We start from the raw sequence: 22,750 nt of genomic DNA on the forward strand, positions 1-22,750 counted from the left end.
CGCATGATAGGACAGGGTATGTGTTCAGCAACTATGCTGAATGGAAGTATGCATGAGCCGTATACGAGGTCCGTACGTACGGTTCTGTGAGAGGGATGGGGCGGTGACGCCTCACCCTACTCGATTGATCTCAAGGCTATCCTCTTGAGTTGTATGGGCCTTTATGTCATCAGATTGAAATTTAAAAGCAAAAAAACGAAATAACAATAACTAACGAGAAGAGACCAATTATGGCTTCAACAATGCAAAGTACACAACACACCACAACAGAGAGAGGTAGCGGTAATTACCGTTTTGCTCTGGTGTCATTAACATCGTTGTTTTTTATGTGGGGGTTTATCACCTGCTTAAACGACATTTTAATTCCGCATTTAAAAGCGGTGTTCTCGCTTAACTATACCGAAGCCATGCTGATCCAATTCTGCTTTTTTGGTGCTTACTTTTTAGTGTCATTGCCGGCCGGTAAGTTAGTTAAAAAGATGGGTTATCAAAAAGGCATAGTATGTGGATTATTAATCGCCTGTTTAGGCTGTTTATTGTTTTATCCTGCCGCTGCGCTGGCCACATACGGCCTATTTTTAGGCGCGCTGTTTGTATTGGCATCAGGTATTACTATTTTACAAGTTGCCGCTAACCCTTATGTCAATGCATTAGGTAGCGTTGAAACAGCATCAAGCCGCTTAAACCTTACCCAGGCGTTTAATGCGTTAGGTACTACGGTCGCTCCTTATTTTGGTGCTGTTTTGATTTTATCTGTGGCAAGTGGCGCAGTTGAAGGCCTAAGCCATGCACAAGCTGAAGCGGAAGTGGTTAAACTGCCATACCTTATTTTGGCTGGCATGCTGGGGTTATTGGCATTAATCTTTGCCAAACTAAACTTACCGACCATTGCTGAGCACAATGAAGTGTCAGACAACAATGGCATTGTTACCCATAACGGAAAAACCAGCGCATGGCAGAGCACTCACTTGGTCTTGGGCGCAGTGGGTATCTTTGTTTATGTGGGCGCAGAAGTGTCAATCGGTAGTTTTTTAGTTAACTTTTTAGGCGAAGAACATATTGCCGGCTTAAAAGAAGCTGACGCGGCTAAATACATAACCTATTACTGGGGCGGGGCAATGGTAGGCCGCTTTATTGGCTCAGCGGTAATGCAAAAAATTCCAGCGGGTACCATGTTAGCCTTTAATGCGTTAGTGGCAGCGATACTTGTTTTGATAGCAATGAGCAGCAGCGGCGCAGTAGCGATGTGGTCAATTCTAGCCGTGGGATTATTCAATTCTATTATGTTCCCGACTATTTTCAGCTTAGCACTACGCGGTTTAGGGCCTCACACTTCACAAGGCAGTGGCATTTTATGTTTAGCCATTGTGGGGGGCGCCATTGTGCCGTTATTACAAGGCGTAATGGCAGACACCATGGGTTTGCAACTAGCGTTTATTTTACCGGTCGTGTGTTATGGCTTTATTTTGTTCTACGGCGCGAAAGGGTCAAAAATGTAATTGGTGATATCAGTTTCATTGCCATACACACTAAGCGACCTTCGGGTCGCTTTTTCTTGCTATCAGCGGGCTTAATCCCTATGATCGGCACGTTTTTACACTGATTGTCATTTTATGAGAGAGCCCATGTTAACTTACCCGCTGTCTGGCAGTTCATCTGAATTAGTATTAAACGTACTGACGATGGTGTTAACCCGAGGAAAACCATTAGACCGAGCTTATTCAGAGCACTTTTCTGGTTTATCACTTAATCCATCAGAGCAAGCGCGGATCACCCAAGTTACTGGCGATATCTTACGTCGACTTAATCTGTATTGTTTTTTAGTGGATATAACTCCAGATGAGTTTGATCGTCAGGGGTCAAAACTGCTTAATGGTTGGCATGTATTTCATGGTCTTGATTTGCCTAAAATGCAGTATTCGTTGCAAATCGAACAAGCTTCTTTTGATGCCAACCTTGAAAAAGCCAAAGCCGATCCTGTGTTGTGGGATGGATGTCCAGAATGGCTAAACGAGCTAGGGCAAACCCAATTAGGCGATAAGTGGCCGGCAGAACGCGCCGCATTAGCTGAGCAACCTAAGCGTTATTTGCGTGTAAATGAGCTTAAGTGCGATCGTGAAAAGCTGATTGCACGTTTGCAAAAAGAGGGCGTAACAGCCGTTGCATTGCCAGATGTTGCCTCAGCAGTTGAGGTGACCTCAGATTCTGCACTGTTTCGTACCGATGCTTTTAAAGATGGCTGGTTTGAGCAACAAGATGCCGGCTCGCAATTAGTGGCCGACGCAGTAGGCGCTAAACCTGGCATGCGTGTGGTTGATGCCTGCGCTGGTGCGGGTGGTAAAACGCTGCATATTGCAGCTCAAATGCAAGGTAAAGGCCGCTTATTAGCGATGGATGTTGAGCAGTGGAAACTCGACAATCTAAAAGCCCGCGCAAAACGTGCTGGTGCACATAATGTTGAAACCCGCATTATTGCCAGCTCTAAAACCATCAAACGCTTAAAGCTCAGTGCCGACCGAGTATTACTCGATGTGCCTTGTTCAGGTTTAGGTGTACTAAAACGTAACCCCGATTCAAAATGGCGTGATACACCAGAGCGCTTGCCTGTGTTAATTGAATTGCAAAAACATATATTGCAAAGCTATAGCCGCATGGTCAAAGTGGGCGGTATGCTCATTTACGCAACGTGTTCAATTATGCCAGAAGAAAACCGTCAGCAAGTGGACGCTTTTTTAGCTGAAAACCCGCAGTTTACTTTATTAGAAGATGAAAATATTTTAGTGTCAGAGCGCGGCTTCGACGGTTTTTATCTTGCTAAGATGGAACGCATTGCCGAATAGCTTAATGCAATCTATACTTAACAATTGATTAACAGCGCTATTTATTAGCGCTGTTTTTGTATCTGCATTTAAATGAACACTATTTTTTAGATTTTAATATTATATAAAATCAATTATGCATTGATAAAAGTACTATAAATGCATAATCTTGTTAACATATTCGTGAGTCGAATTGTAAGTCTGTTCTACAATTACGAGGCAATATGGACATAGGACACAATATCAATAACGTTGACCCAAAAACATTGCCAGAAAGCTACCATGAGTCAAGTGTAGAGCGTTATAGCACTATCTTGAATATGGTTTTAGAGGGACGCCCATTAGGTGAAATGCTTCATGCCTTGGTATTACTGATTGAAGCGCAAAAGATTGGCACTAAAGCATCAATACTGTTGCTCAGTGAAGATGGCAAACGCTTATTGTCTGGTGCTGCGCCCAATTTACCTGACGCCTATAACCAAGCCATTAACGGTGTCGAAATTGGCCCCGAAGTGGGTTCATGTGGTGCGGCGGCTTTTTTAGGCGAACGTGTGATAGTCGAAGACATGGATACCCATTCTAATTGGCTGCAATATAAAGAGATCCTTATTGGCTGTGGTTTAAAAGCGTGCTGGTCTGAGCCGATTAAAGACAGTGAAAATAAAGTGCTTGGCACTTTTGGAATGTATTATGACACCCAAAAAGCGCCCACAGAGCAAGATTTAATCCTTATTCAAGAGGCGGCCCGTTTAGCAAGCCTGGCCATTGAACGTAGTCGCGGTATGCACGTTCAACGTTTAAGCAGTAAAATTTTTAACAGTTTGCCTTTGGCGCTCGTTATTACCAGTGAAGACAACTCGGTGCTTTCTGCAAACCCCGTGTTTAAATCGTTAACCTCAACTTACTATGCCAACCTTAAGTTATTTGATGTGCAGCGTTTTTTAAGTCATTCGCCCAAAGAGCTTGTAGATGACTTATTTGAGCATTTATCTCGTGGCCATGCTTGGCACGGTGAGCTTAGAGGTTTACGGACCGATAATGACATTATTGATATTTCGTTAACTGTTGCAGTTATTCGCGACTCATTTACCCAGCAAAATTGTTTTGCCTGGCTTATCAATGATATTTCCGCCAGAAAAAATGCTGAGAACACCATTCATTTTCAAACCAATTATGATCAGCTAACCGGTTTAACCAACCGTAAACATTTGTTTCACAGCCTGCAAACCATGGTTGAGTCAAACGACATTCATCCTGAAGGCGAACAAGCTTTTAGCTTGATTTTGATAGACATTGACCACTTTAAACAAATTAACGATACGCTAGGCCATGACAAAGGTGACTTAGTGTTAAAACTGGTCACTAAACGCTTAGTGAGCGCAATCCCTGAAAATGTATTGCTGTCTCGCATTGCCGCCGATGAGTTTGCGTTAGTGTTGCCCGGTCAAATGACCACAGAATCGTTAGTCGATATGGTTAATGAGGTTACTGCGGTACTCGACAATCCTTTCTCGGTTGGTGGTCAACATCTTAAATTAACCATCAGTGCTGGTATTGCGCGCTACCCCGAAGATGCTAATAAAGTGGAGCAGATACTCAATTGCGCCACCCAGGCAATGTATAATGCTAAATCACGTGGTCGTGATGGTTTCCAGTTTTTTAATCAGCAAATTCAAAAAGATGCAGAGCGAAATGCTGAGTTACACCTGCATTTAAAGTCGGCCATTAGTCGTAAAGAATTTGCCTTGTACTACCAACCTATTGTTAATCCGAATACAGGTAAAATTGTTAAAGCGGAAGTGTTATTACGTTGGCAATATAACGGTCAATTTATCTCGCCAGATGAGTTTATTCCAATTGCTGAAGAATCTGGGTTTATTGTGCATATTGGTGAATGGGTCAGGACCGAAGCCTTGACTGCATTAAAGCAATTACAAAGTAAAAAACTCGCGGTGCCGTTGGCTATTAATGTGTCGACCATTGAGTTTTGGACCGATGATTTACAACAACGATTTTTAACTTACTTTGACAATAAACAAGCTGAATTAGGGCAGGAAAAATTACCTTATCACTTGTTGACGCTTGAAATCACCGAATCGTTAATGATGAAACAACAAGACAGTATTAGTCAGTTGCTGATTGAACTTCGTCGACGTGGCATGCAGATTTCAGTGGATGATTTTGGTACCGGTTATTCGTCATTATCTTATTTAGCCAACTTCCCAGTGGACCAGGTTAAGATTGATAAAGCATTTATTCAAAAGATTTCTTCAGGCACCCGACACGAAGCACTCATTGAAGCGATTGTTAGTATGAGCCGCGCTTTAGATTTATCGATTGTGGCTGAAGGGGTTGAAACCCAGAACGAATTGGACTTTATTAAACAACAAGATATTGAGGCCGTGCAGGGATATTACTTTTATAAACCTATGCCGGAAGAAGCCTTTTTTGAGCTACTAGCCAAACAAGCACAATTAAATTAACTGGAAAAAATGGTTGTTTATTCATAAAAAATGCCGCATTTAATGCGGCATTTTATTGAAACAAACAGTTGCTCAATGATCTCGAGTGAGATTAGTTAAGCATGCTCTTTGGTTCAGTAAACTCAAGGCTTAATGCTTCAGCGACTTCTTTACATACTAATTTACCATGGATAACATTTAAGCCATTTAATAAATGCTTGTCATTTAATAATGCTTGTTTGTAACCTTGGTTAGCTAGCTTGATGATATAAGGAAGCGTGGCATTGTTTAATGCAAATGTCGATGTACGCGCAACAGCACCAGGCATGTTAGCAACACAATAATGTACAACGTCATCAACAATATAAGTTGGCTCTTGGTGAGTGGTTGCGTAAGAGGTTTCAACACAACCGCCTTGGTCGATAGCAACGTCAACAATGGCACTACCTGGTTTCATGCGCTTAACTAATTCTTTGGTGATTAATTTTGGCGCTGCAGCACCGGGTACTAATACACCGCCAATCACAAGATCAGCTTCAAGTACGTGGCGTTCAATAGCATCCGCAGTTGAATAAATGGCTTTAACAGCAGAACCAAATTGAACATTAAGACGACGCAATGCATCGATGCTACGGTCTAACACAACCACATCAGCACCCATACCCACAGCCATTTGTGCTGCGTTAGTGCCTACCATGCCACCGCCAATAATCACCACTTTAGCCGGTTCAACCCCTGGTACGCCGCCTAATAACATACCGCGTCCACCAAGTGATTTTTCAAGTGCACGTGCACCCGCTTGAATAGACATACGGCCAGCGACTTCTGACATAGGCGCAAGTAGCGGTAAACCACCACGGTCATCGGTTACGGTTTCGTAAGCGATACACACTGAACCACTGGCAATTAAGTCATTGGTTTGCGCTAAATCAGGTGCAAGGTGTAAATAAGTGAATAGGATTTGGTCTTCGCGTAGCATTGCACGCTCAACAGCTAATGGCTCTTTTACTTTCACAATCATTTCAGCTTTGGCAAATACGTCAGCCGCAGTAGCTAAAATCGAAGCGCCAGCATCAATATAATCTTGATCGGTAAAACCGATCCCCACACCTGCGTCAGCTTGAACATAAACGTCATGACCTTTAATGGTCAATTCGCGTACGCTTGACGGTACCATGCCTACACGGTATTCGTGGTTTTTGATTTCTGTAGGTACACCAATAATCATCTTAAAGCCTCGATTTATAAAAAACCCACTTTAAGTGGGTATAGTTGTTATTAATTGTGACCTGAACGTGCTTATTTCAGGGAACTCTAGTATAGTGCTGGTTAAGCAGATTATGCTGCTAAAGATTCCCCTTTAAGAGGTTTAAATATTGTTTTAGGGACAAAACAAGGTTAAATGTATGGCAAACAACAAAAGCTTCTCAATTAAAGATTTAGACCGCATTGATCGTAATATTCTTCATGAACTCCAAATAGACGGCAGAATTTCTAACGTCGAATTGTCAAAACGAGTTGGCTTAAGCCCAACTCCGTGTCTGGAAAGAGTTAAAAGGCTTGAAAAACAAGGGTTTATAAATGGTTATACCGCGCTAGTTAATCCACACTTTTTAGGTGCATCCTTGCTGGTTTTCGTTGAAATCACTCTAAATAGGGACACTCCAGACATTTTTGATCGCTTTAATCGTGCTGTACAGCTATTAGATGATATTCAGGAATGTCACTTAGTTTCTGGTGATTTCGACTACTTATTGAAGACTAGAGTGTCAGATATGTCTGCTTATCGACGATTATTAGGTGAAACCTTGCTGAAGCTACCTTCAGTGTCAGATACTCGTACATATGTGGTGATGGAAGAAGTAAAGCAAACCAATAAAGTGGCGCTATATAACTTAGGATAACCCTATCTTAAGGAGTAAGTGGTTTTACCTGTTTGCTGAATGTGCTTTGCCGTATCACGATGAAAAACAGAGCCACTAATTAATGTGGTTTTGTTGTTTCATTAGAGATTAATTTTGTCGATTAACACAGCCGTTTTATCATTATCAATATCGCTTTTGATTGACTGGATTAATTCGCCATCACAATCCATTGAGCTTCAGTAAATCAAGGTGCATAATCACTGCAAATACAGTGATATTCTGTTATCTTAACCCTTATTTTTCACTCTTTTATGGATGTTTTCGTTTGACTCAGGAAAATAGTCTAAAAACACTCAGCGGCTTACAACGCTTGCTTGAAGGTGGTTTAATTCTTTGTTGCATGGTTGCAACCTACATTCTATTGGCGCTATCGAGTTTTAATCCCAATGATCCGGGGTGGAGTCAGTCGCATTTTCAAGGTGAAATTCATAACTGGACAGGTGCTGTAGGTGCTTGGACGGCAGATGTGCTGTTTTATTTTTTTGGTTTTATCGCATTCTTAATCCCTGTGATTATTGCCACTACCGGTTGGTTTATTTTCAATCGTGCCCATCGTATTTTTGAAATCGATTATTTTTCAGTAGGTTTACGCATTATTGGCTTTATGTTGATGCTTTTGGCCCTTGCGGCATTAGTCAGTATGAATGCCGACAACATGTTTGTGTTTTCAGCCGGTGGTGTTGCCGGAGATGTCATCGGCCAAGCCATGTTGCCTTATTTTAATACCTTAGGCACCACATTATTGTTGATGTGCTTTATTTGCGCAGGGTTTACCTTAGCCACGGGCATTAGTTGGCTCACTATTATTGAGCTTACAGGCTTTGGCGCCATTTGGTGTGTTAAACGTGTGTGGAATTTACCCAGCTTATTTAAACGTGAGCGCGAAACCGAAGACACCAAAGGCTTTATGTCGTTGGTCGACAAATTTAAACAGCGCCGTGAAGAACTAGACGATCAAGCTCCATTAGAAAGCAATGACAAAATCGTGCCGCAGCCATTAAAAGAGACTGTTGCATTTCAAGCCGACCCTGAAGATGACGATATTGCCCCTGTGGTAGAGAAAAAGCGCCGTTTCTTTAGCCGTAAACCGAAAGTGGTTGATGTGTTTGAACCCCGTGAAATCGATGATGACGAATTAGACACTGACGATCGTCAAGAACCGTCCATCAAACTTGAAGACGACGAGCCGTCATTCGCGCCTTGGGTGGCGAGCAAAGATGACGATGATGTGAGCTTTAATACCAATGATGATCGCGACATTGACCGAGAAATCGATGGTGAGACAGCAGACCCATTTGCTGGCGCATTTGAAAAACCGCATTCGAGTGGTGCACTGGTTGCGCAGCAGCAACCGAAGAAAGAAGCCAAAATTGTAGATGGTTTAGTGGTGATTGATGGTCAAGCGCCACAAGAAAAACGCAAAATGGATCCATTACCCAGTATCACCTTGCTTGATGTACCCGATCGTAAGAAAAACCCAATAAGCGAAGAAGAGCTTGATCAAGTTGCAAGACTGGTTGAAACCAAATTGGCCGATTTTAATATCATTGCCAATGTCGTCGGGGTGTTCCCGGGCCCTGTCATTACCCGTTTTGAGCTTGAACTGGCACCCGGTGTTAAAGCATCAAAAATCAGTAACCTTGCTAAAGATTTGGCGCGTTCATTGCTGGCAGAAAACGTGCGAGTGGTCGAAGTTATCCCGGGTAAAGCCTATGTTGGTATTGAATTACCCAATAAATTCCGTGAAACCGTGTTTATGCGCGATGTGTTAGACAGCGCCGCATTTAACGACAGTAAATCGACGCTATCTATGGTACTTGGTCAAGACATCGCCGGTGAACCCGTTGTGGTTGATTTAGGTAAAATGCCGCACTTATTAGTAGCAGGTACGACAGGCTCAGGTAAGTCTGTTGGGGTTAACGCGATGATCACCAGCTTGCTCTATAAGTCTGGTCCTGATGATGTACGCTTTATTATGATTGACCCTAAAATGCTTGAGTTGTCGGTGTATGAGGGGATTCCGCACTTATTGTGTGAAGTGGTCACCGACATGAAAGAAGCGGCTAATGCACTACGCTGGTGTGTTGGCGAAATGGAACGTCGTTACAAATTAATGTCGGCATTAGGCGTACGTAATTTAAAAGGGTACAACTACAAAATTAAAGAAGCGGCGGCCAAAGGGGAATACATACCCGACCCATTATGGAAGTCATCTGAGAGCATGCTAGATGAAGCGCCGCCATTAGAAAAGCTGCCATCAATTGTGGTGGTGGTTGATGAGTTTGCCGACATGATCATGATTGTCGGTAAAAAAGTAGAAGAGCTTATTGCCCGTATTGCTCAAAAAGCGCGTGCTGCTGGCATTCACTTAATTTTAGCCACGCAGCGCCCATCGGTAGATGTGATCACCGGCTTGATTAAAGCCAACATCCCAACCCGCATTGCGTTTCAGGTGTCATCACGTATCGACTCGCGTACTATTTTAGACCAACAAGGTGCAGAGACCTTATTAGGCATGGGTGACATGTTGTACTTGCCGCCTGGTACTAGTGTGCCTAACCGGGTCCACGGCGCATTTATTGACGATCATGAAGTGCATAAAGTCGTGGCCGATTGGTGTGAACGTGGTCAGCCACAATATATTGATGAAATTTTAAATGGGGTGTCAGAAGGTGAGCAAGTATTGCTGCCGGGTGAAACCTCAGATACCGAAGAAGAATATGATGCGCTTTATGATGATGCCGTGGCGTTTGTCACTGAAACTCGCAGAGGCTCTATTTCAAGCGTTCAACGTAAATTTAAGATTGGTTATAACCGAGCCGCCCGCATTATTGAAATGATGGAAGGTCAAGGTATTGTGAGTGCACAAGGCCACAACGGTAACCGTGAGGTGCTGGCTCCGCCACCACCAAGAAGCCAATAGGAATAATGATGAAAAAACGTATTACAGTATTAGGCTTATTATTATCAACCAGTATGTTGTCAGCCGTTTCATATGCAGACGATGCCACTGAATTACGCACTAAGTTAGCTAAAATAGACAACTTACATGCCACCTTTACTCAGCAAGTGACCGACATCAATAAAAAGCCTATTCAAAGTGGTAATGGTGTGTTTGCTCTGGCTTATCCAAATCAATTTTATTGGCACTTAACTGAGCCTGATGAATCGCTTATTGTGGCTGATGGCACTAATTTATGGGTATTTAATCCGTTTGCTGAAGAAGTCACCGTAATGGATGTATCACAAGCAGTTGACGCATCGCCAATGGCGTTATTGGTACACCGCGACGATGAAACTTGGAATAAATATTCCGTAATGAAGCGTCAAAACAAAGCACAATCAAATTGTTTTGATATTCAGCCTAAACAGTTAAACAGCAGTGTTGTTGCCGTGAGCGTGTGCTTTAACGACAGCAAACTTACCCAATTTAACTTAACGGACGAACAAGGTAACCTAAGCCAATTTCAACTGTCTGCTCAGCGCGCAGTATTACCTGCAGAAGGTGACTTGTTCAAATTTGCCATCCCTGACAACGTTGATATCGATGACCAACGTTTAAAACAAGCAAATTAAGTGGTGGCATGGCTAATTTAGGTTTTGATTTTGCTCCAGATTTTCGTCCTTTGGCAGCACGTATGCGGCCAAGGGAGATCAGTGAATACATTGGCCAAGCTCATTTGCTTGGCGAAGGCCAGCCGCTGCGTAAAGCGCTAGAGGCTAATCGCGCCCACTCCATGTTATTGTGGGGCCCACCGGGTACCGGCAAAACCACCTTAGCAGAACTGATTGCGCATTATGCTAACGCCCATGTTGAACGCATCTCTGCGGTCACTTCGGGTGTAAAAGACATTCGCGCCGCCATTGAGCAAGCCAAAGCCATTGCCCAAAGTCGTGGCCAACGCACCTTATTATTTGTCGACGAAGTCCATCGCTTTAATAAAAGCCAGCAAGATGCCTTTTTACCGTTTATTGAAGACGGCACTGTTATCTTTATTGGTGCGACAACCGAAAATCCCTCATTTGAAATCAACAATGCGCTATTGTCACGGGCGCGGGTTTACCTGATAAACCGCTTAACGTCCGATGAGATCCATTTAATCGTTACGCAGGCGCTTAATGATGTTGAGCGAGGTTTAGGTAAACGTCAGTTAATCTTGCCAGACGACGTTGCCCAGCAACTTGCCGATATTAGTGAAGGTGATGCTCGTAAAGCCCTAAACTTACTTGAGCTTATGAGTGATTTAGTTAGCGATGGCGGTGAGTTTACAACAGAGATGCTCACTCAAGTCGCAGGCCATCAAGCGGCAGGTTACGACAAAAATGGCGATCAGTTTTATGATTTAATCTCTGCTGTGCATAAATCAGTACGAGGCTCCGCGCCTGATGCTGCACTTTACTGGTTTTGCCGGATTTTAGAAGGCGGCGGTGATGCACTCTATGTTGCCAGACGTTTATTGGCCATTGCCTCAGAAGACATCGGCAACGCAGACCCTGTTGCCATGACCGTAGCGCTCAATGCCTGGGAATGTTATCACCGCATTGGCCCTGCAGAAGGTGAACGCGCCATTGCTCAAGCCATACTGTATTTAGCCAGTGCGCCTAAAAGTAATGCCGTTTACAGTGCATTTGGCGCCGCACGAGAGTTAGCTAAACAAACAGGTCATGAACCCGTACCTAATCATCTACGCAATGCGCCAACCAAACTGATGAAAGAAATTGGCTTTGGTAAAGAATACCGCTATGCCCATAACGAACCGGGTGCATTTGCCCCCGGCGAAAACTACTTTCCCGAATCACTCAAGCACAGCCAATTTTATCAGCCGACTAACCGTGGTTTTGAGAAGCGCATTCAAGATAAACTCGCCCAGCTCAACGAGCTTGACCGACAAAGTGAGGTCAAACGCTATGACTAATGTGTTGCTTGTGGCGCTTGGCGGGTCAATTGGTGCAGTTTTGCGCTATCTTCTGTCAATATTTATGATCCAGCTATTTGGAAGCAGTTTTCCTTTTGGTACACTGTTAGTCAATTTATTGGGATCGTTTTTAATGGGCGTAGTTTATGCGCTTGGTCAGCTGAGCCATGTTAGCCCTGAAATTAAAGCCCTAATTGGCGTTGGCTTGTTAGGTGCGTTAACCACGTTTTCGACTTTCTCAAATGAAACTTTATTGCTGATCCAAGACGGCCTTTGGCATAAGGCTGTTTTAAATGTGTTGTTGAATGTCACCTTGTGTCTTTTTATGGTGTACATCGGTCAACAACTTGTATTTTCTCGCGTTTAACTAAAAAGAACTGACAACATGCTAGATCCAAAATTTTTGCGTAATGAACTCGAAGTCACCGCCGAGCGTTTAGCCACTCGAGGCTTTACTCTTGATGTCGAACAATTGACCAAACTTGAAGAAAAGCGTAAATCGCTTCAAGTTGCAACTGAAGACTTACAAGCATCGCGTAATGCGATGTCTAAGTCGATTGGCCAAGCTAAAGCTCGCGGTGAAGACATTAGTTCCATTATGGCGCAAGTAGGGGATTTAGGGTCGCAGTTAGATGCGAAAAAAGCTGAGCTTGCTGAGCTATTACAACAAATCAATTTAATCGCCATGAGCGTACCTAACTTGCCAGACGAGTCTGCTCCAGTGGGTAAAGATGAAAGCGAAAACGTTGAAGTACGCCAATGGGGCACCCCAAAAACCTTCGATTTTGAAGTTAAAGATCATTTAGATCTTGGTGAAGCCTTGGGCGGATTAGACTTTAAAAGTGCCGTTAAGATCACTGGTTCACGCTTTATTATTATGCGTGGCCAAATTGCCCGTTTAAACCGTGCGTTAGGTCAGTTTATGCTTGACCTTCACACCACTGAACATGGCTACACAGAAGCATACGTGCCGTTACTCGTTAACGAAGACAGCTTAATGGGTACAGGCCAATTACCTAAATTTGGTGAAGACTTATTCCACACCAAACCGGCCACTGAAGAAGGCCAGGGATTATCACTTATTCCTACCGCTGAAGTGCCATTAACTAACTATGTTCGCGACATGATTGTTGATGAAAGTGAACTGCCAATCAAGATGACCGCATTAACGTCATGTTTCCGCAGTGAAGCGGGCTCATACGGCCGTGATACCCGCGGATTAATTCGTCAGCATCAGTTTGATAAAGTTGAGTTAGTGCAAATTGCACACCCAGATCACTCAATGGCAGCATTAGACGAAATTACAGCCAATGCTGAAAAAGTATTACAGCTATTGGGTTTACCATACCGCACTGTCGTATTGTGTACCGGTGATATGGGCTTCGGTTCAAGTAAAACCTTCGACATTGAAGTGTGGTTACCGGCGCAAAATACTTACCGCGAAATTTCATCATGTTCAAACATGAAAGATTTCCAGGCGCGTAGAATGCAAGCCAGATATCGTAGCAAAGCAGACAATAAGCCTGCGCTTTTACACACTCTAAATGGTTCTGGTTTGGCTGTAGGTCGTACACTTGTTGCTGTTCTTGAAAACTATCAAAACCAAGATGGCACCATTACGGTACCAGAAGTCTTACGTCCATATATGGGTGGTTTAAGCGTTATTGGTTAATAAAATTAGTGGTTTGTCTTGCTCAATGAGTAAGACAAAGCCACCTTGTTGTTGATATTTTCAGAGGATAATAAGCGGTGGCTACAGGTCAGCGTAATAACAGTAAATTTGTGTCGTCTTCAATTGGAATGTTTTTTATTTTGTTGGTATTCGTGTTACTTGGCCAAGTGGCGATTATCGTATTAGATAACATTTTACCGCAGTAATGACAGCGACAGTAAAAAAGCCCAGTTAAGTATGCTTAACTGGGCTTTTTGTTTGGTGTTTATCTACAAGCATTTAGCTGGTTTCGGTAATCCGGCAATTTTAGTGGCTTGTTTGGCAGGGCCAATTGGGAATAGGGTATAAAGGTATTTGGAGTTACCTTTATCTGCACCTAAGCTTTGGCCAATGGCTTTAACTAACACTCTGATCGCTGGGCTGGTTTTGTATTCGAGGTAAAAATTGCGCACAAACCGAATCACTTCCCAGTGTTGCTCTGTTAGTTCAATGTTTTCAGTCGCTGCAATAACTGGCGCCATTGACTCTTGCCAATCGGCGACATTTTTTAAATAACCTTGATGATCAATCTCAATGTGCTGACCATTAAATTCAAAAGAGTTTACCAAGTGATGACCTTGCTATGTTTAAGTGATTGCTCAACAAAATTTGAGTAATCAATAATATGAAAAAGTTCGGCAGACATAGGTTTTGCAATCACATCAATCCGCTGTTGTAATCCCCGTGCATGAATATCATCTTGCAACACAAATAGGTTAACCGAGGCTAAACGCTGTTGCCACTGGGGTTGTAATAAGCAGTTAACCGCATCACCCGCCAATAATATGCTGTCGTTTGGGTGCAAATAACGTAAACACGTACTGAGTGCATTGTCGGTTGATGCTGAAGTTTGAATATGATGTAAAATCAAAATACTAATACCTCATCAACCGCTTGCAGTGTTTGGGTTATCATATCGGCACTAGCAACCTCGGCATCAATACTCAATTCGCTGGCGTTAAGCCCTAATTGTTGCATTGATTCACTACACACTAAAACGGTATCTATGTCGTATAACGGCAGTGCTTTAAGGGCTGATAAGTAATCCTTTGCGCCTGCTTGCTCTGGGGTTTGCCCACTCAGGAGATGTAATACCGCTTCGTCAGTAAAAATAAGACTTACTTGCTGCTCAAAGCTGGCGCTGAGCATCGCCACATCTAAACCTTCGCGGCCACTGGTGGACCCAAAAGGTGCATGGCGAAATACAATGGCCATAGATTTCATTATTGATCCTATCGATTTTAAAAGCTGATTAAACGGTCGGCTTTTTCTATACCAACCACTAATTCGCCTAAGCCGCCCATGGAAAAATGCTCACTACTATTCCAATGGCTTTTACCATTTTCAACCGCTTCTTGCTCTGATAGCACCCCGCGACGAAGCGCAGCAGACACACAATTAGTGAGCGGCACTTTATGTTGCTGTGCAAAGGTTTGCCACTTAGCATGCATGTCTATTTCGTCAGAGGCTGGGCAGGTAAGGGCATTGCTGTTAGTCACGCCATCTTGGTAGAAAAAGACCGTGATGATGTCATGGCCATTGGCCAACACACTTTGACAAAAGGTCAATGCACGAAAACTGGCGCTGGAGCCATAAACACTGCCGTTTACTTGGATGATGAATTTGCTCATGATAAAAAAAATGACCCTAAAGTAGGGCCATTTTATCGTAATTTAACGCTGAACTCTATCGGCGATTAATCGTCGTTGCCCATACCCATTAAATGTAAAAGACTCATAAATAAGTTTAAGAAATCTAAAAATAATGAAACGGTTGCACGGATGTAGTTGGTTTCGCCGCCATTCACGATACGGCTAGTGTCATATAAAATAAAACCGGTCATCAGTAATGCAATACCCGCGTTCATTGCCATAAACATAATCGAGCTTTGCACAAATAAGTTAATTACTAGTGCGCCAATCATCACGAGCATACCCGCAAATAAGAACCCGCCCATAAACGAGAAGTCTTTTTTGGTAGTCAGTGCATAAGCTGATAAGGCTACAAAGATAACGGATGTTAAGCCAAGTGCTTGCATAATAAGGCCTGGGCCATTTGCCATGCCGGCATAATGGTTAAGAATATAACCCAGCGACGCACCTTCCATACCAGTAAAGGCAAATACCCAAAAAATACCCGCGGCGGTGTCTGCTTTTTTCAATGTGACAAACAATAACACTAAGCCACCGATTGATAGGCCTAGTGAAGGCCAGCGACCAATTTCAAATAACATACTCAAACCTGCGGTAACCGCAGCAAAAGCCAATGTCATTGATAACAGCATATAGGTGTTTTTTAACAGTTTATTGACTTCAGTAGTCGATAGACTTGGGGATAAAACTGATTGTTGACTCATTATCGTCTCCAGAGATTAACTCAATGATTTGTTCAACGCGAAAACCTATTGTTTTCACGTTGACAGTAAATCTTTGTTATTAGCGTAAGCAATGTACATTAAATATAAATTAATTTATCACATCGATTAATGCCGCTACGTTACCATAAAGTTAACGTTAATATAACCTTATAATCTTCAATAGCTTCCGTTTAGCTCAGCCATTCTTTTTTAAGCTTTGGCGTATCGCCTAAATAATCGAGAACCCACTGCATTGCAGGGGTCATATTGGCATTGTTCCAGGCTAAACAGCAGGCGGTATCTTGTTTGGGTTTGTCTAATTGTTTTTCTATTAACGCACCGGCTTTGATGAATATATCCGCCAAATGGTAAGGCATATAACCTACGCCTAAGCCTTCACGAAAACAGTTTAATGCACGGATCCAATCTGGCACCACAATACGCCGCTGGTTATTCAATAACCAATTAGGTCTGTGTGCGATATTATGCGCGGTATCTTGTAAACAAATGGACGGATATTGTAATAACTCCTCGTCAGTTAATGCATGTTCAGCTTTAGCCAATGGGTGATTTTTACCGACCAAAAACGACCACTGAATCATCCCCATATCGCGAGACTTAAATACCCCACCAACAGGAATACTCGAGGTTGCGCCAATGGCAACATCACTCTTACCTGTCGATAACGCTTCCCACACACCGTTATACACTTCAAGGCGGATGATTAATTCAATGTCGGTAAAGTGGCGATAAAAATCGGCAATCAACCCGCTTATCTTGTCGGCGCGCACCATATTATCAATCGCAATCGACAGAGAAGGGCGCCAACCGTTAGCCACTTTTTGAGTATCACGCTTAATGTTATTCAATTTAGTCATGATCTCACGTGACTGAGCCACAAAATGCTCACCCGCAGGCGTCAAACTCACACTACGATGATGACGTTCAAACAAGATAACCCCTAGGTCATCTTCAATTTGTTTAATCGCATAACTCACCGCCGAGGGGACTTTATTTAATTTATTCGCAGCGGCGGTAAAACTACCCACTCGGGCAACTATATCTATCATTTCGAATGCTTGTTCTGAAAGCATCTCGCTATCCTTGGCATTGGCAACATTACTTGCTGTAAAGGTAAACATTAACCCTAATCAAATCAAGCGAAGTCGCGGTTATCAGCTGTTTAATCACATAATTGGCTTAGCAAAAGACCAGATAACCTGTTTAAAGAATGCAGGCCATTCTCAACACCTTATAAATGACAGCCATGTGAGTCACTATATCGACCTTACAGTGCCGATAAATCAGCATTCATACGCTATTTATTCATCTGCTGAGTGTTTTATCGCCACTTAACTGATTATTTTCAATTTACCCTTTACACCAAACCGCCATTGTCATATTATTCGGCCGCTCGGAGGGATGGCAGAGTGGTCGAATGCACCGGTCTTGAAAACCGGCAACGGTTTATCCCGTTCTAGGGTTCAAATCCCTATCCCTCCGCCACATTAAATACGAGAAAAGCCGTTGATTATCAACGGCTTTTTTTGTTTTTGGCGTTTGAGGGGCTCTCCATAAGGATTGACTCAGACAATGTATCTTTATCGAGCACCCAACAACGTATATTTTACACGTATCTGTTTAGCCAAATATTTACGCGACAAGGGCTTTCCCTTTGACGTAAAAGTCTCCTTACTCACTCGTGACAGAGCAGAAGCAGTCATCCGTAACATTGATGTTGCCGGAGCACTCAAAAAAATCATCAAGTCTATTGACCATCAAACCCGTATTAATGACTTTATTCGCTACGTTGATGAGGTCATTAACAATCTTAGAGCTCAGTTTGATGCAGCTGATCCTGATATTACATTCAACATCACGCAAAAACCTCATTCTATCCCCATTAGAGAGACTAAATTGTCTCAGCATCGTGAAACCACAACTGTGGCGCAAGCAAAGCCTGTTATTGGGTTAAACGAAGCATTAAGCGCATTTATTATCTCAAAACAAAAATCAGCCATTAGGCCTCTGTCTATAAAGCAGCTTGAGCAGCGTACTCGGCATTTTATTGATACCGTATCATCAAAATCCATTCTTAAAACCAAGCTTAAAACTGATGATAAATGTGTGCATGACATCACCAGTGCTGATGCGATGACCTATCGCGATGCTTTACTAACTCAAGGCCGAAGCTACAAAAGCAATAAAGAGTACTTAGCGGCCATATTTCAGTTCTTTAAGTGGTGCCAATTAATGAATTACTGCACCAGCAACCCCTTTGAAAGCGTTACTGTCGGACAAAAACCAAAAGCCAAACCGAATCAAGCTAGAGACCGCTGGACGCACATTGAACTTAAACGACTACTTCGCAGCTCATCATTCAAGGCTTCAACAACCGATTTCAAATGGGTCACCCGATTAATGCTTTATGGTGGTTTAAGGCCTTCAGAAGCCTGCCAGCTCAAACCTGGAGATATCAAGTTAATCGATGGCGTACACTGTATTAGCATTGATGACAGCGGTGCAGCACAGCGATTAAAGAACCTCAACGCTAAACGTTATGTGCCCATTCACAAATACTTGCTTGAGCTAGGCTTTATTGCGTTTGTTGAGCAAAGAAAATCAACACATACCCAGCTGTTTGATTATAAACCTATCGGCATCATTGAAGATTGGTCAAAAACTTACTGCAAACAGCTCGCCAAGCTTCAAACCGAAATCGGCATGCAAGCGAATCAGCGTCCAACCGCCTACGGCCTCAGACACACGTTTATCGATGAAATGAAGCAATTAGATATCAGTGAGCACATCGTGGCGCAAATCGTAGGTCACGCTAATCCCAACATCACTTTCAGTCGTTACGGCAAGGATGTAAACGTTGCAGCATTGCTTAAGGATATTGAGAGAATTGAATATGGTATTTGATGATCGGGTGTGGTTAATCGATAAGCATTAAACCTCGAAAAATATCCAGACGCAATTGGCAGCAACAGTACCTAATAAGGCACAAACACTGCCAAAGCTGTCATTATTTCGCTACAGCAGAGAGCGAAAATTAATGGTATTGAAAATGGCTCGCAGTCGGTGAGTGCGAAGCAAAAAGTAGCCCGCAATTATGTGGGACCAGTACGTAACCCGGTACGCAACTATCCCACTTTTTGTGCCAAAAAGGTCGGATAGTTGCTTGGGCAAAGGGGAACCCCTTTCAACCCCAAAATCAAATAGAAAAAGTATCTAATAGCCAAAACCTAGGGCAATCAGAATATGATTATGTCGATGGCATTACGACGAATATCAAGGTCACGGGCGGGTTAAATGCGTCGATGAGTCGCAGTTATAACAGCCTTGGCCAGTTATTAAGCACTACAGATGCAAAAGATAATAAAAGCTATTTTGCCTATAATGCAGCAGGTTTACCTGTATTAATCCAAGATGTGCTGGGCAGTAAAATTACCGCTCGCTATGATGATTTAGGCCGCAAGGCATGGTTTAACGACCCGAATATGGGGGTATGGAACTTTACTTATAATCAATATGGCGAGCTTATAACCCAAACAGATGCGCGCAATATTACAACCACATTTAACTATGACAAAGCCGGTCGTCAAACGAGTCAAACAGGTCAACAAACGCGAACCTGGGTGTATGATACCAATGTGGGTTACGGTAAGTTATACCAGGCTAAAGTCGATGGGCATATTCAAACTCATAGCTATGATACCGCTGGGCGCATTAAGCAAACCGTTACGGCTATTGGTAGCTTAAACTTCACTGAAAAATATGCCTATGACTCGCAATTTGGCCGTATCAAAGCCATGCAGTATCCTAGCGGCGAGCATGTAGCCTATCGTTTTGACGACAATGGTTATTTAGTCGAAGATTACCAACGTTTTACTGATGGTTCCGAGCAATCGCTGCGCATAATCGATGATTACAGCGCCTTTGGCAGTATTAATCAACAAACGTTCAGTAACAATTATGTTCAACAATTTAGCCGTAATTTAGCCGGTTCACCGACGAGTATCTGTACCAGTTCTTCTGCTGGCTGCAGTACTATCGGGGTGCAATACTTAAATTATGATTATGATGGAATGGGTAACTTAGCCTTTCAACACAATGTGATTACCCAGTTCAAAGAAAGCTACAACTATGACGAGCTCATGCGGGTTGATGACTCAACTAAAACGTACAAAGGTATCACCTATGCTGCGGTTAATTACGACTATGATGCCGCAGGTAATATCCTTGTTAAAGGCGATTACGGCAGTCAGTATCTCTACGGTAGTGTAGGCAAAGGTGCTGGCGGTAATGCAGGCCCTAACGCCATTAGGCAGTTTATTCGTGGTGGTACAAAAACCTTCACCTATGACAATAACGGTAACAGGCTCACGGGTGATGGCGTAACGTTAAGCTATAACGACCAAAACAAGCCGTTAACGGTAGATCGCAATAATGTAAAAAGTATATTTAGTTACGATGCCAATGGTAACCGCTATAAACAGGTTAAACAGCAAAACGGTAGTGTGGTATCGACCACGTATTATGTGGGCAGTTTTGAGCGTGAAGTGGCCTTAAGCAGTACGGTAGATAAAACCTACATTGGTGACCACACCATTAAGATGAAAGCCCATGTGGGCAGCTTAGGTAATCAATCACCGTTCCAACACGTACTGCGAGACCACTTAGGCAGTGTCGATACCTTGATGGATGCCAAAACCGGTGCCGTATTACAGCACCGTGGTTATGATGTGTTTGGTCGTCCAAGAGACATTGCCGCAGGTAATAACCTGTTAACGAGCTGGCAAGGTGTCACTAAGGGCTACACCGACCATGAGCATTTGAATGAGCAAGAGCTTATTCACATGAACGGGCGGATTTACGATTTCAACATCGGCCGTTTTTTAAGTGTTGACCCGTTTTTGCAGTTCCCAGAGAATAGCCAGAGCGCTAATCCGTATTCGTATATTTTGAATAACCCGATGAGTGGGGTTGATCCGACCGGGTATAGTGCTGTTCGAAGTGGTAATGCATCTGCTTGGGCCACAAACGAGTTCATGGGAGACATGTATTCCTTCCATAAAACAGTTGAGGTGATGCAATATAATAAAGCGATGAAAGCGCTTAAAAAATCAACTTCAAATGGCGAGAAAAACGAAGAAAAATCTACGGGTAGTGGCTCAAAGAAACATGAAGATGAGGGGAATGATAGCTCTAGCCCCAAAGAGAATGCGGCTAAGGTTGATGGACTCTTGGATGTAACACCAAGTCAGGGAGTGGTGCAATCTGAAGATTCAACAGTCCCTTTGAGCAACTGTATTGGTCAGCGATGTAATCCCGAAAAGCTCGGTAGTGAACAATTTGGTTTGTTTGAGTTCATGAATGATAAAAGGGTGCAGTCTAAGCTAAATAAAGCATGGGAAGAGTCAAATCCCGGCGCTCCTGAGGTAAACCGTGGCGCCCTTGGTTCCAAAAAGAAAGAGCAAGGAGGGTGGATAGTGAAGAATAAAGAGTCTGGAGCGCTAGATGTGATTCGAGTCCCGAGCGGCACCAGAGACCAAATAAAAGGGCTAGTTGGTAGTAGGCCTACCTCTAATGGACTTGAGGTTTTAGCCTGGTTTCATACACATCCAAACTCTGAAACTGAAGGTTATCCTCCTAGAAGTTTGAGTGGTGGCGATATTGGTTTTCATAAACAGGAGGCGAAAGTTCCTGGTGTCATCATTACTGATACTGGTTATTACGGTTTCCTTTATCCAATGATGGGGAGGTGACACAATGGAAAAAATAAATAAGTTCATTGTTCTAGCTATTTTATGGAGTGTTTCATTTATGTCGTTCGCACTTGATAGCTCGGAAGAAAAGGCCTTTGATGTTGCTAAACAGTATGTGCTTAATGAACTGAAATGGAATTGTGGTGAATTCATTATTGAACTTGAGGATTTTATTTTAGGAGAAATAAATACAAATACTATTATATTGAGAGCTAAGCATAAGGATGACGATCATACAGCTACTCCAGGGGCAGGAAAATCTATTCAAATTCATGTGGATAAATATAGTATGGAGATTATCAAAGTGCTTGGTTATCAGTAGGGGATTAGTACATAGGGCTGACTCTTCTACACAAATCTGAAGCAAATGAACTTTGTTACAAATCGATGATCAGATCTGGTAACTCAATCAACTTGCAGATTAATGATGTCAATTTTTAACCAAAAAAATAACATGGACATATATGGACGCTCCCGGTGAGTCAAGATAATACTCTGCTCACCGAATGCTTTTTGGCCTTAGTTTTCTGTACAACATTCTCACTCTTATCGTTGCTTTTAATACGACTCATTTACTGCTAGAAGCGGTTGTACTGCCCTGATGTTTATAATGAAGCGGGCTTAACAACCAAGCTGCGCCCCTAATGAAATCCGTACCACTGCCCCTGTGAATTGAAACACCCATGCTGATTAGGTTTTCCTTCCTCTTTGTCTGTTCGGGCTCGTTGAGTTTAATCAGAGATGTTTAATTATACGCCATTTTGATTAAAGTTTTAGATGCACAAATTAG

The 22,750-nt window shown here is 42.8% G+C and carries 20 protein-coding genes and 1 tRNA gene; 14 read left to right on the plus strand and 7 right to left on the minus strand.

Features of this window, described 5'->3' with window-relative positions; genetic code table 11:
• The first annotated feature begins 230 nt into the window (after positions 1-230).
• From IEY48_RS11825 to IEY48_RS11835, 3 genes are all read left to right on the plus strand, one after another.
• The gene (locus tag IEY48_RS11825) at positions 231-1,499 is read left to right on the plus strand and encodes a sugar MFS transporter (RefSeq protein ID WP_188920548.1); all 1,269 of its coding nucleotides are present in this window, start codon (positions 231-233) and stop codon (positions 1,497-1,499) included.
• A gap of 126 nt (positions 1,500-1,625) precedes the next feature.
• Positions 1,626-2,840: an RsmB/NOP family class I SAM-dependent RNA methyltransferase gene (locus IEY48_RS11830; protein WP_188920549.1), complete on the plus strand. Its 1,215-nt coding sequence runs from the start codon at positions 1,626-1,628 to the stop codon at positions 2,838-2,840.
• 203 nt (positions 2,841-3,043) lie between these two features.
• On the plus strand, positions 3,044-5,302 hold the full coding sequence (locus tag IEY48_RS11835) for a bifunctional diguanylate cyclase/phosphodiesterase (RefSeq protein ID WP_188920551.1): 2,259 nt from the start codon (positions 3,044-3,046) through the stop codon (positions 5,300-5,302).
• A 91-nt stretch (positions 5,303-5,393) separates the two neighbouring features.
• On the opposite strand, the gene ald is transcribed toward IEY48_RS11835, so the two are convergent.
• Positions 5,394-6,509, minus strand: a complete 1,116-nt coding sequence (ald, locus tag IEY48_RS11840; protein WP_188920553.1) for an alanine dehydrogenase — start codon at positions 6,507-6,509, stop codon at positions 5,394-5,396.
• 178 nt (positions 6,510-6,687) lie between these two features.
• Here ald and lrp point away from each other — a divergent pair, with 178 nt between their 5' ends.
• From lrp to IEY48_RS20555, 7 genes are all read left to right on the plus strand, one after another.
• Positions 6,688-7,185 carry a leucine-responsive transcriptional regulator Lrp gene (gene lrp / locus IEY48_RS11845; protein ID WP_188920555.1) on the plus strand — a complete coding sequence of 166 codons (498 nt, stop codon included), beginning with the start codon at positions 6,688-6,690 and terminating at the stop codon, positions 7,183-7,185.
• Positions 7,186-7,471: 286 nt separating this feature from the next.
• On the plus strand, positions 7,472-10,129 hold the full coding sequence (locus IEY48_RS11850) for a DNA translocase FtsK (protein WP_188920558.1): 2,658 nt from the start codon (positions 7,472-7,474) through the stop codon (positions 10,127-10,129).
• 8 nt (positions 10,130-10,137) lie between these two features.
• Positions 10,138-10,782: an outer membrane lipoprotein periplasmic chaperone LolA gene (gene lolA, locus IEY48_RS11855; RefSeq protein WP_188920560.1), complete on the plus strand. Its 645-nt coding sequence runs from the start codon at positions 10,138-10,140 to the stop codon at positions 10,780-10,782.
• 8 nt (positions 10,783-10,790) lie between these two features.
• The gene (locus IEY48_RS11860) at positions 10,791-12,122 is read left to right on the plus strand and encodes a replication-associated recombination protein A (protein ID WP_188920562.1); all 1,332 of its coding nucleotides are present in this window, start codon (positions 10,791-10,793) and stop codon (positions 12,120-12,122) included.
• Positions 12,115-12,489: a fluoride efflux transporter CrcB gene (crcB, locus tag IEY48_RS11865; protein ID WP_188920564.1), complete on the plus strand. Its 375-nt coding sequence runs from the start codon at positions 12,115-12,117 to the stop codon at positions 12,487-12,489. Before IEY48_RS11860 ends, crcB begins: the two co-directional genes overlap by 8 nt.
• A gap of 18 nt (positions 12,490-12,507) precedes the next feature.
• On the plus strand, positions 12,508-13,794 hold the full coding sequence (serS, locus tag IEY48_RS11870) for a serine--tRNA ligase (protein ID WP_188920566.1): 1,287 nt from the start codon (positions 12,508-12,510) through the stop codon (positions 13,792-13,794).
• Positions 13,795-13,871: 77 nt separating this feature from the next.
• On the plus strand, positions 13,872-14,000 hold the full coding sequence (locus IEY48_RS20555; protein WP_261732697.1) for a hypothetical protein: 129 nt from the start codon (positions 13,872-13,874) through the stop codon (positions 13,998-14,000).
• 63 nt (positions 14,001-14,063) lie between these two features.
• On the opposite strand, the gene IEY48_RS11875 is transcribed toward IEY48_RS20555, so the two are convergent.
• From IEY48_RS11875 to punR, 6 genes are all read right to left on the minus strand, one after another.
• Positions 14,064-14,402, minus strand: coding sequence for a TusE/DsrC/DsvC family sulfur relay protein (locus tag IEY48_RS11875; RefSeq protein WP_188920568.1), 339 nt, complete (start codon positions 14,400-14,402; stop codon positions 14,064-14,066).
• The gene (gene tusB, locus IEY48_RS11880) at positions 14,396-14,704 is read right to left on the minus strand and encodes a sulfurtransferase complex subunit TusB (protein ID WP_188920570.1); all 309 of its coding nucleotides are present in this window, start codon (positions 14,702-14,704) and stop codon (positions 14,396-14,398) included. The genes IEY48_RS11875 and tusB overlap by 7 nt, the downstream gene beginning before the upstream one ends.
• A complete protein-coding gene (gene tusC / locus IEY48_RS11885; protein ID WP_188920572.1) occupies positions 14,701-15,057 on the minus strand; it encodes a sulfurtransferase complex subunit TusC in 357 nt (118 codons plus the stop codon). Before tusC ends, tusB begins: the two co-directional genes overlap by 4 nt.
• Before the next feature lie 17 nt (positions 15,058-15,074).
• A complete protein-coding gene (tusD, locus tag IEY48_RS11890) occupies positions 15,075-15,464 on the minus strand; it encodes a sulfurtransferase complex subunit TusD (protein ID WP_188920574.1) in 390 nt (129 codons plus the stop codon).
• A 65-nt stretch (positions 15,465-15,529) separates the two neighbouring features.
• Complete coding sequence (locus tag IEY48_RS11895) at positions 15,530-16,189, minus strand: Bax inhibitor-1/YccA family protein (protein ID WP_188920576.1); 660 nt, start codon at positions 16,187-16,189, stop codon at positions 15,530-15,532.
• Positions 16,190-16,380: 191 nt separating this feature from the next.
• On the minus strand, positions 16,381-17,283 hold the full coding sequence (gene punR / locus IEY48_RS11900; RefSeq protein WP_188920578.1) for a DNA-binding transcriptional activator PunR: 903 nt from the start codon (positions 17,281-17,283) through the stop codon (positions 16,381-16,383).
• Between the two features lie 322 nt (positions 17,284-17,605).
• Between punR and IEY48_RS11905 the strand changes: the two genes are divergently transcribed.
• The 4 genes from IEY48_RS11905 (at position 17,606) to IEY48_RS11920 (ending at position 22,282) form a co-directional block, all read left to right on the plus strand.
• Positions 17,606-17,695 (plus strand) — tRNA-Ser (locus tag IEY48_RS11905).
• Positions 17,696-17,782: 87 nt separating this feature from the next.
• Positions 17,783-19,114, plus strand: a complete 1,332-nt coding sequence (locus IEY48_RS11910) for a tyrosine-type recombinase/integrase (protein WP_188920580.1) — start codon at positions 17,783-17,785, stop codon at positions 19,112-19,114.
• 398 nt (positions 19,115-19,512) lie between these two features.
• The gene (locus IEY48_RS11915; RefSeq protein ID WP_188920582.1) at positions 19,513-21,960 is read left to right on the plus strand and encodes an RHS repeat domain-containing protein; all 2,448 of its coding nucleotides are present in this window, start codon (positions 19,513-19,515) and stop codon (positions 21,958-21,960) included.
• Positions 21,961-21,964: 4 nt separating this feature from the next.
• Positions 21,965-22,282: a hypothetical protein gene (locus IEY48_RS11920; protein WP_188920584.1), complete on the plus strand. Its 318-nt coding sequence runs from the start codon at positions 21,965-21,967 to the stop codon at positions 22,280-22,282.
• The last annotated feature ends 468 nt before the right edge of the window (positions 22,283-22,750 follow it).

The organism is Shewanella saliphila (genome assembly GCF_014648295.1).
Taxonomy (GTDB): Bacteria; Pseudomonadota; Gammaproteobacteria; order Enterobacterales; family Shewanellaceae; genus Shewanella; species Shewanella saliphila.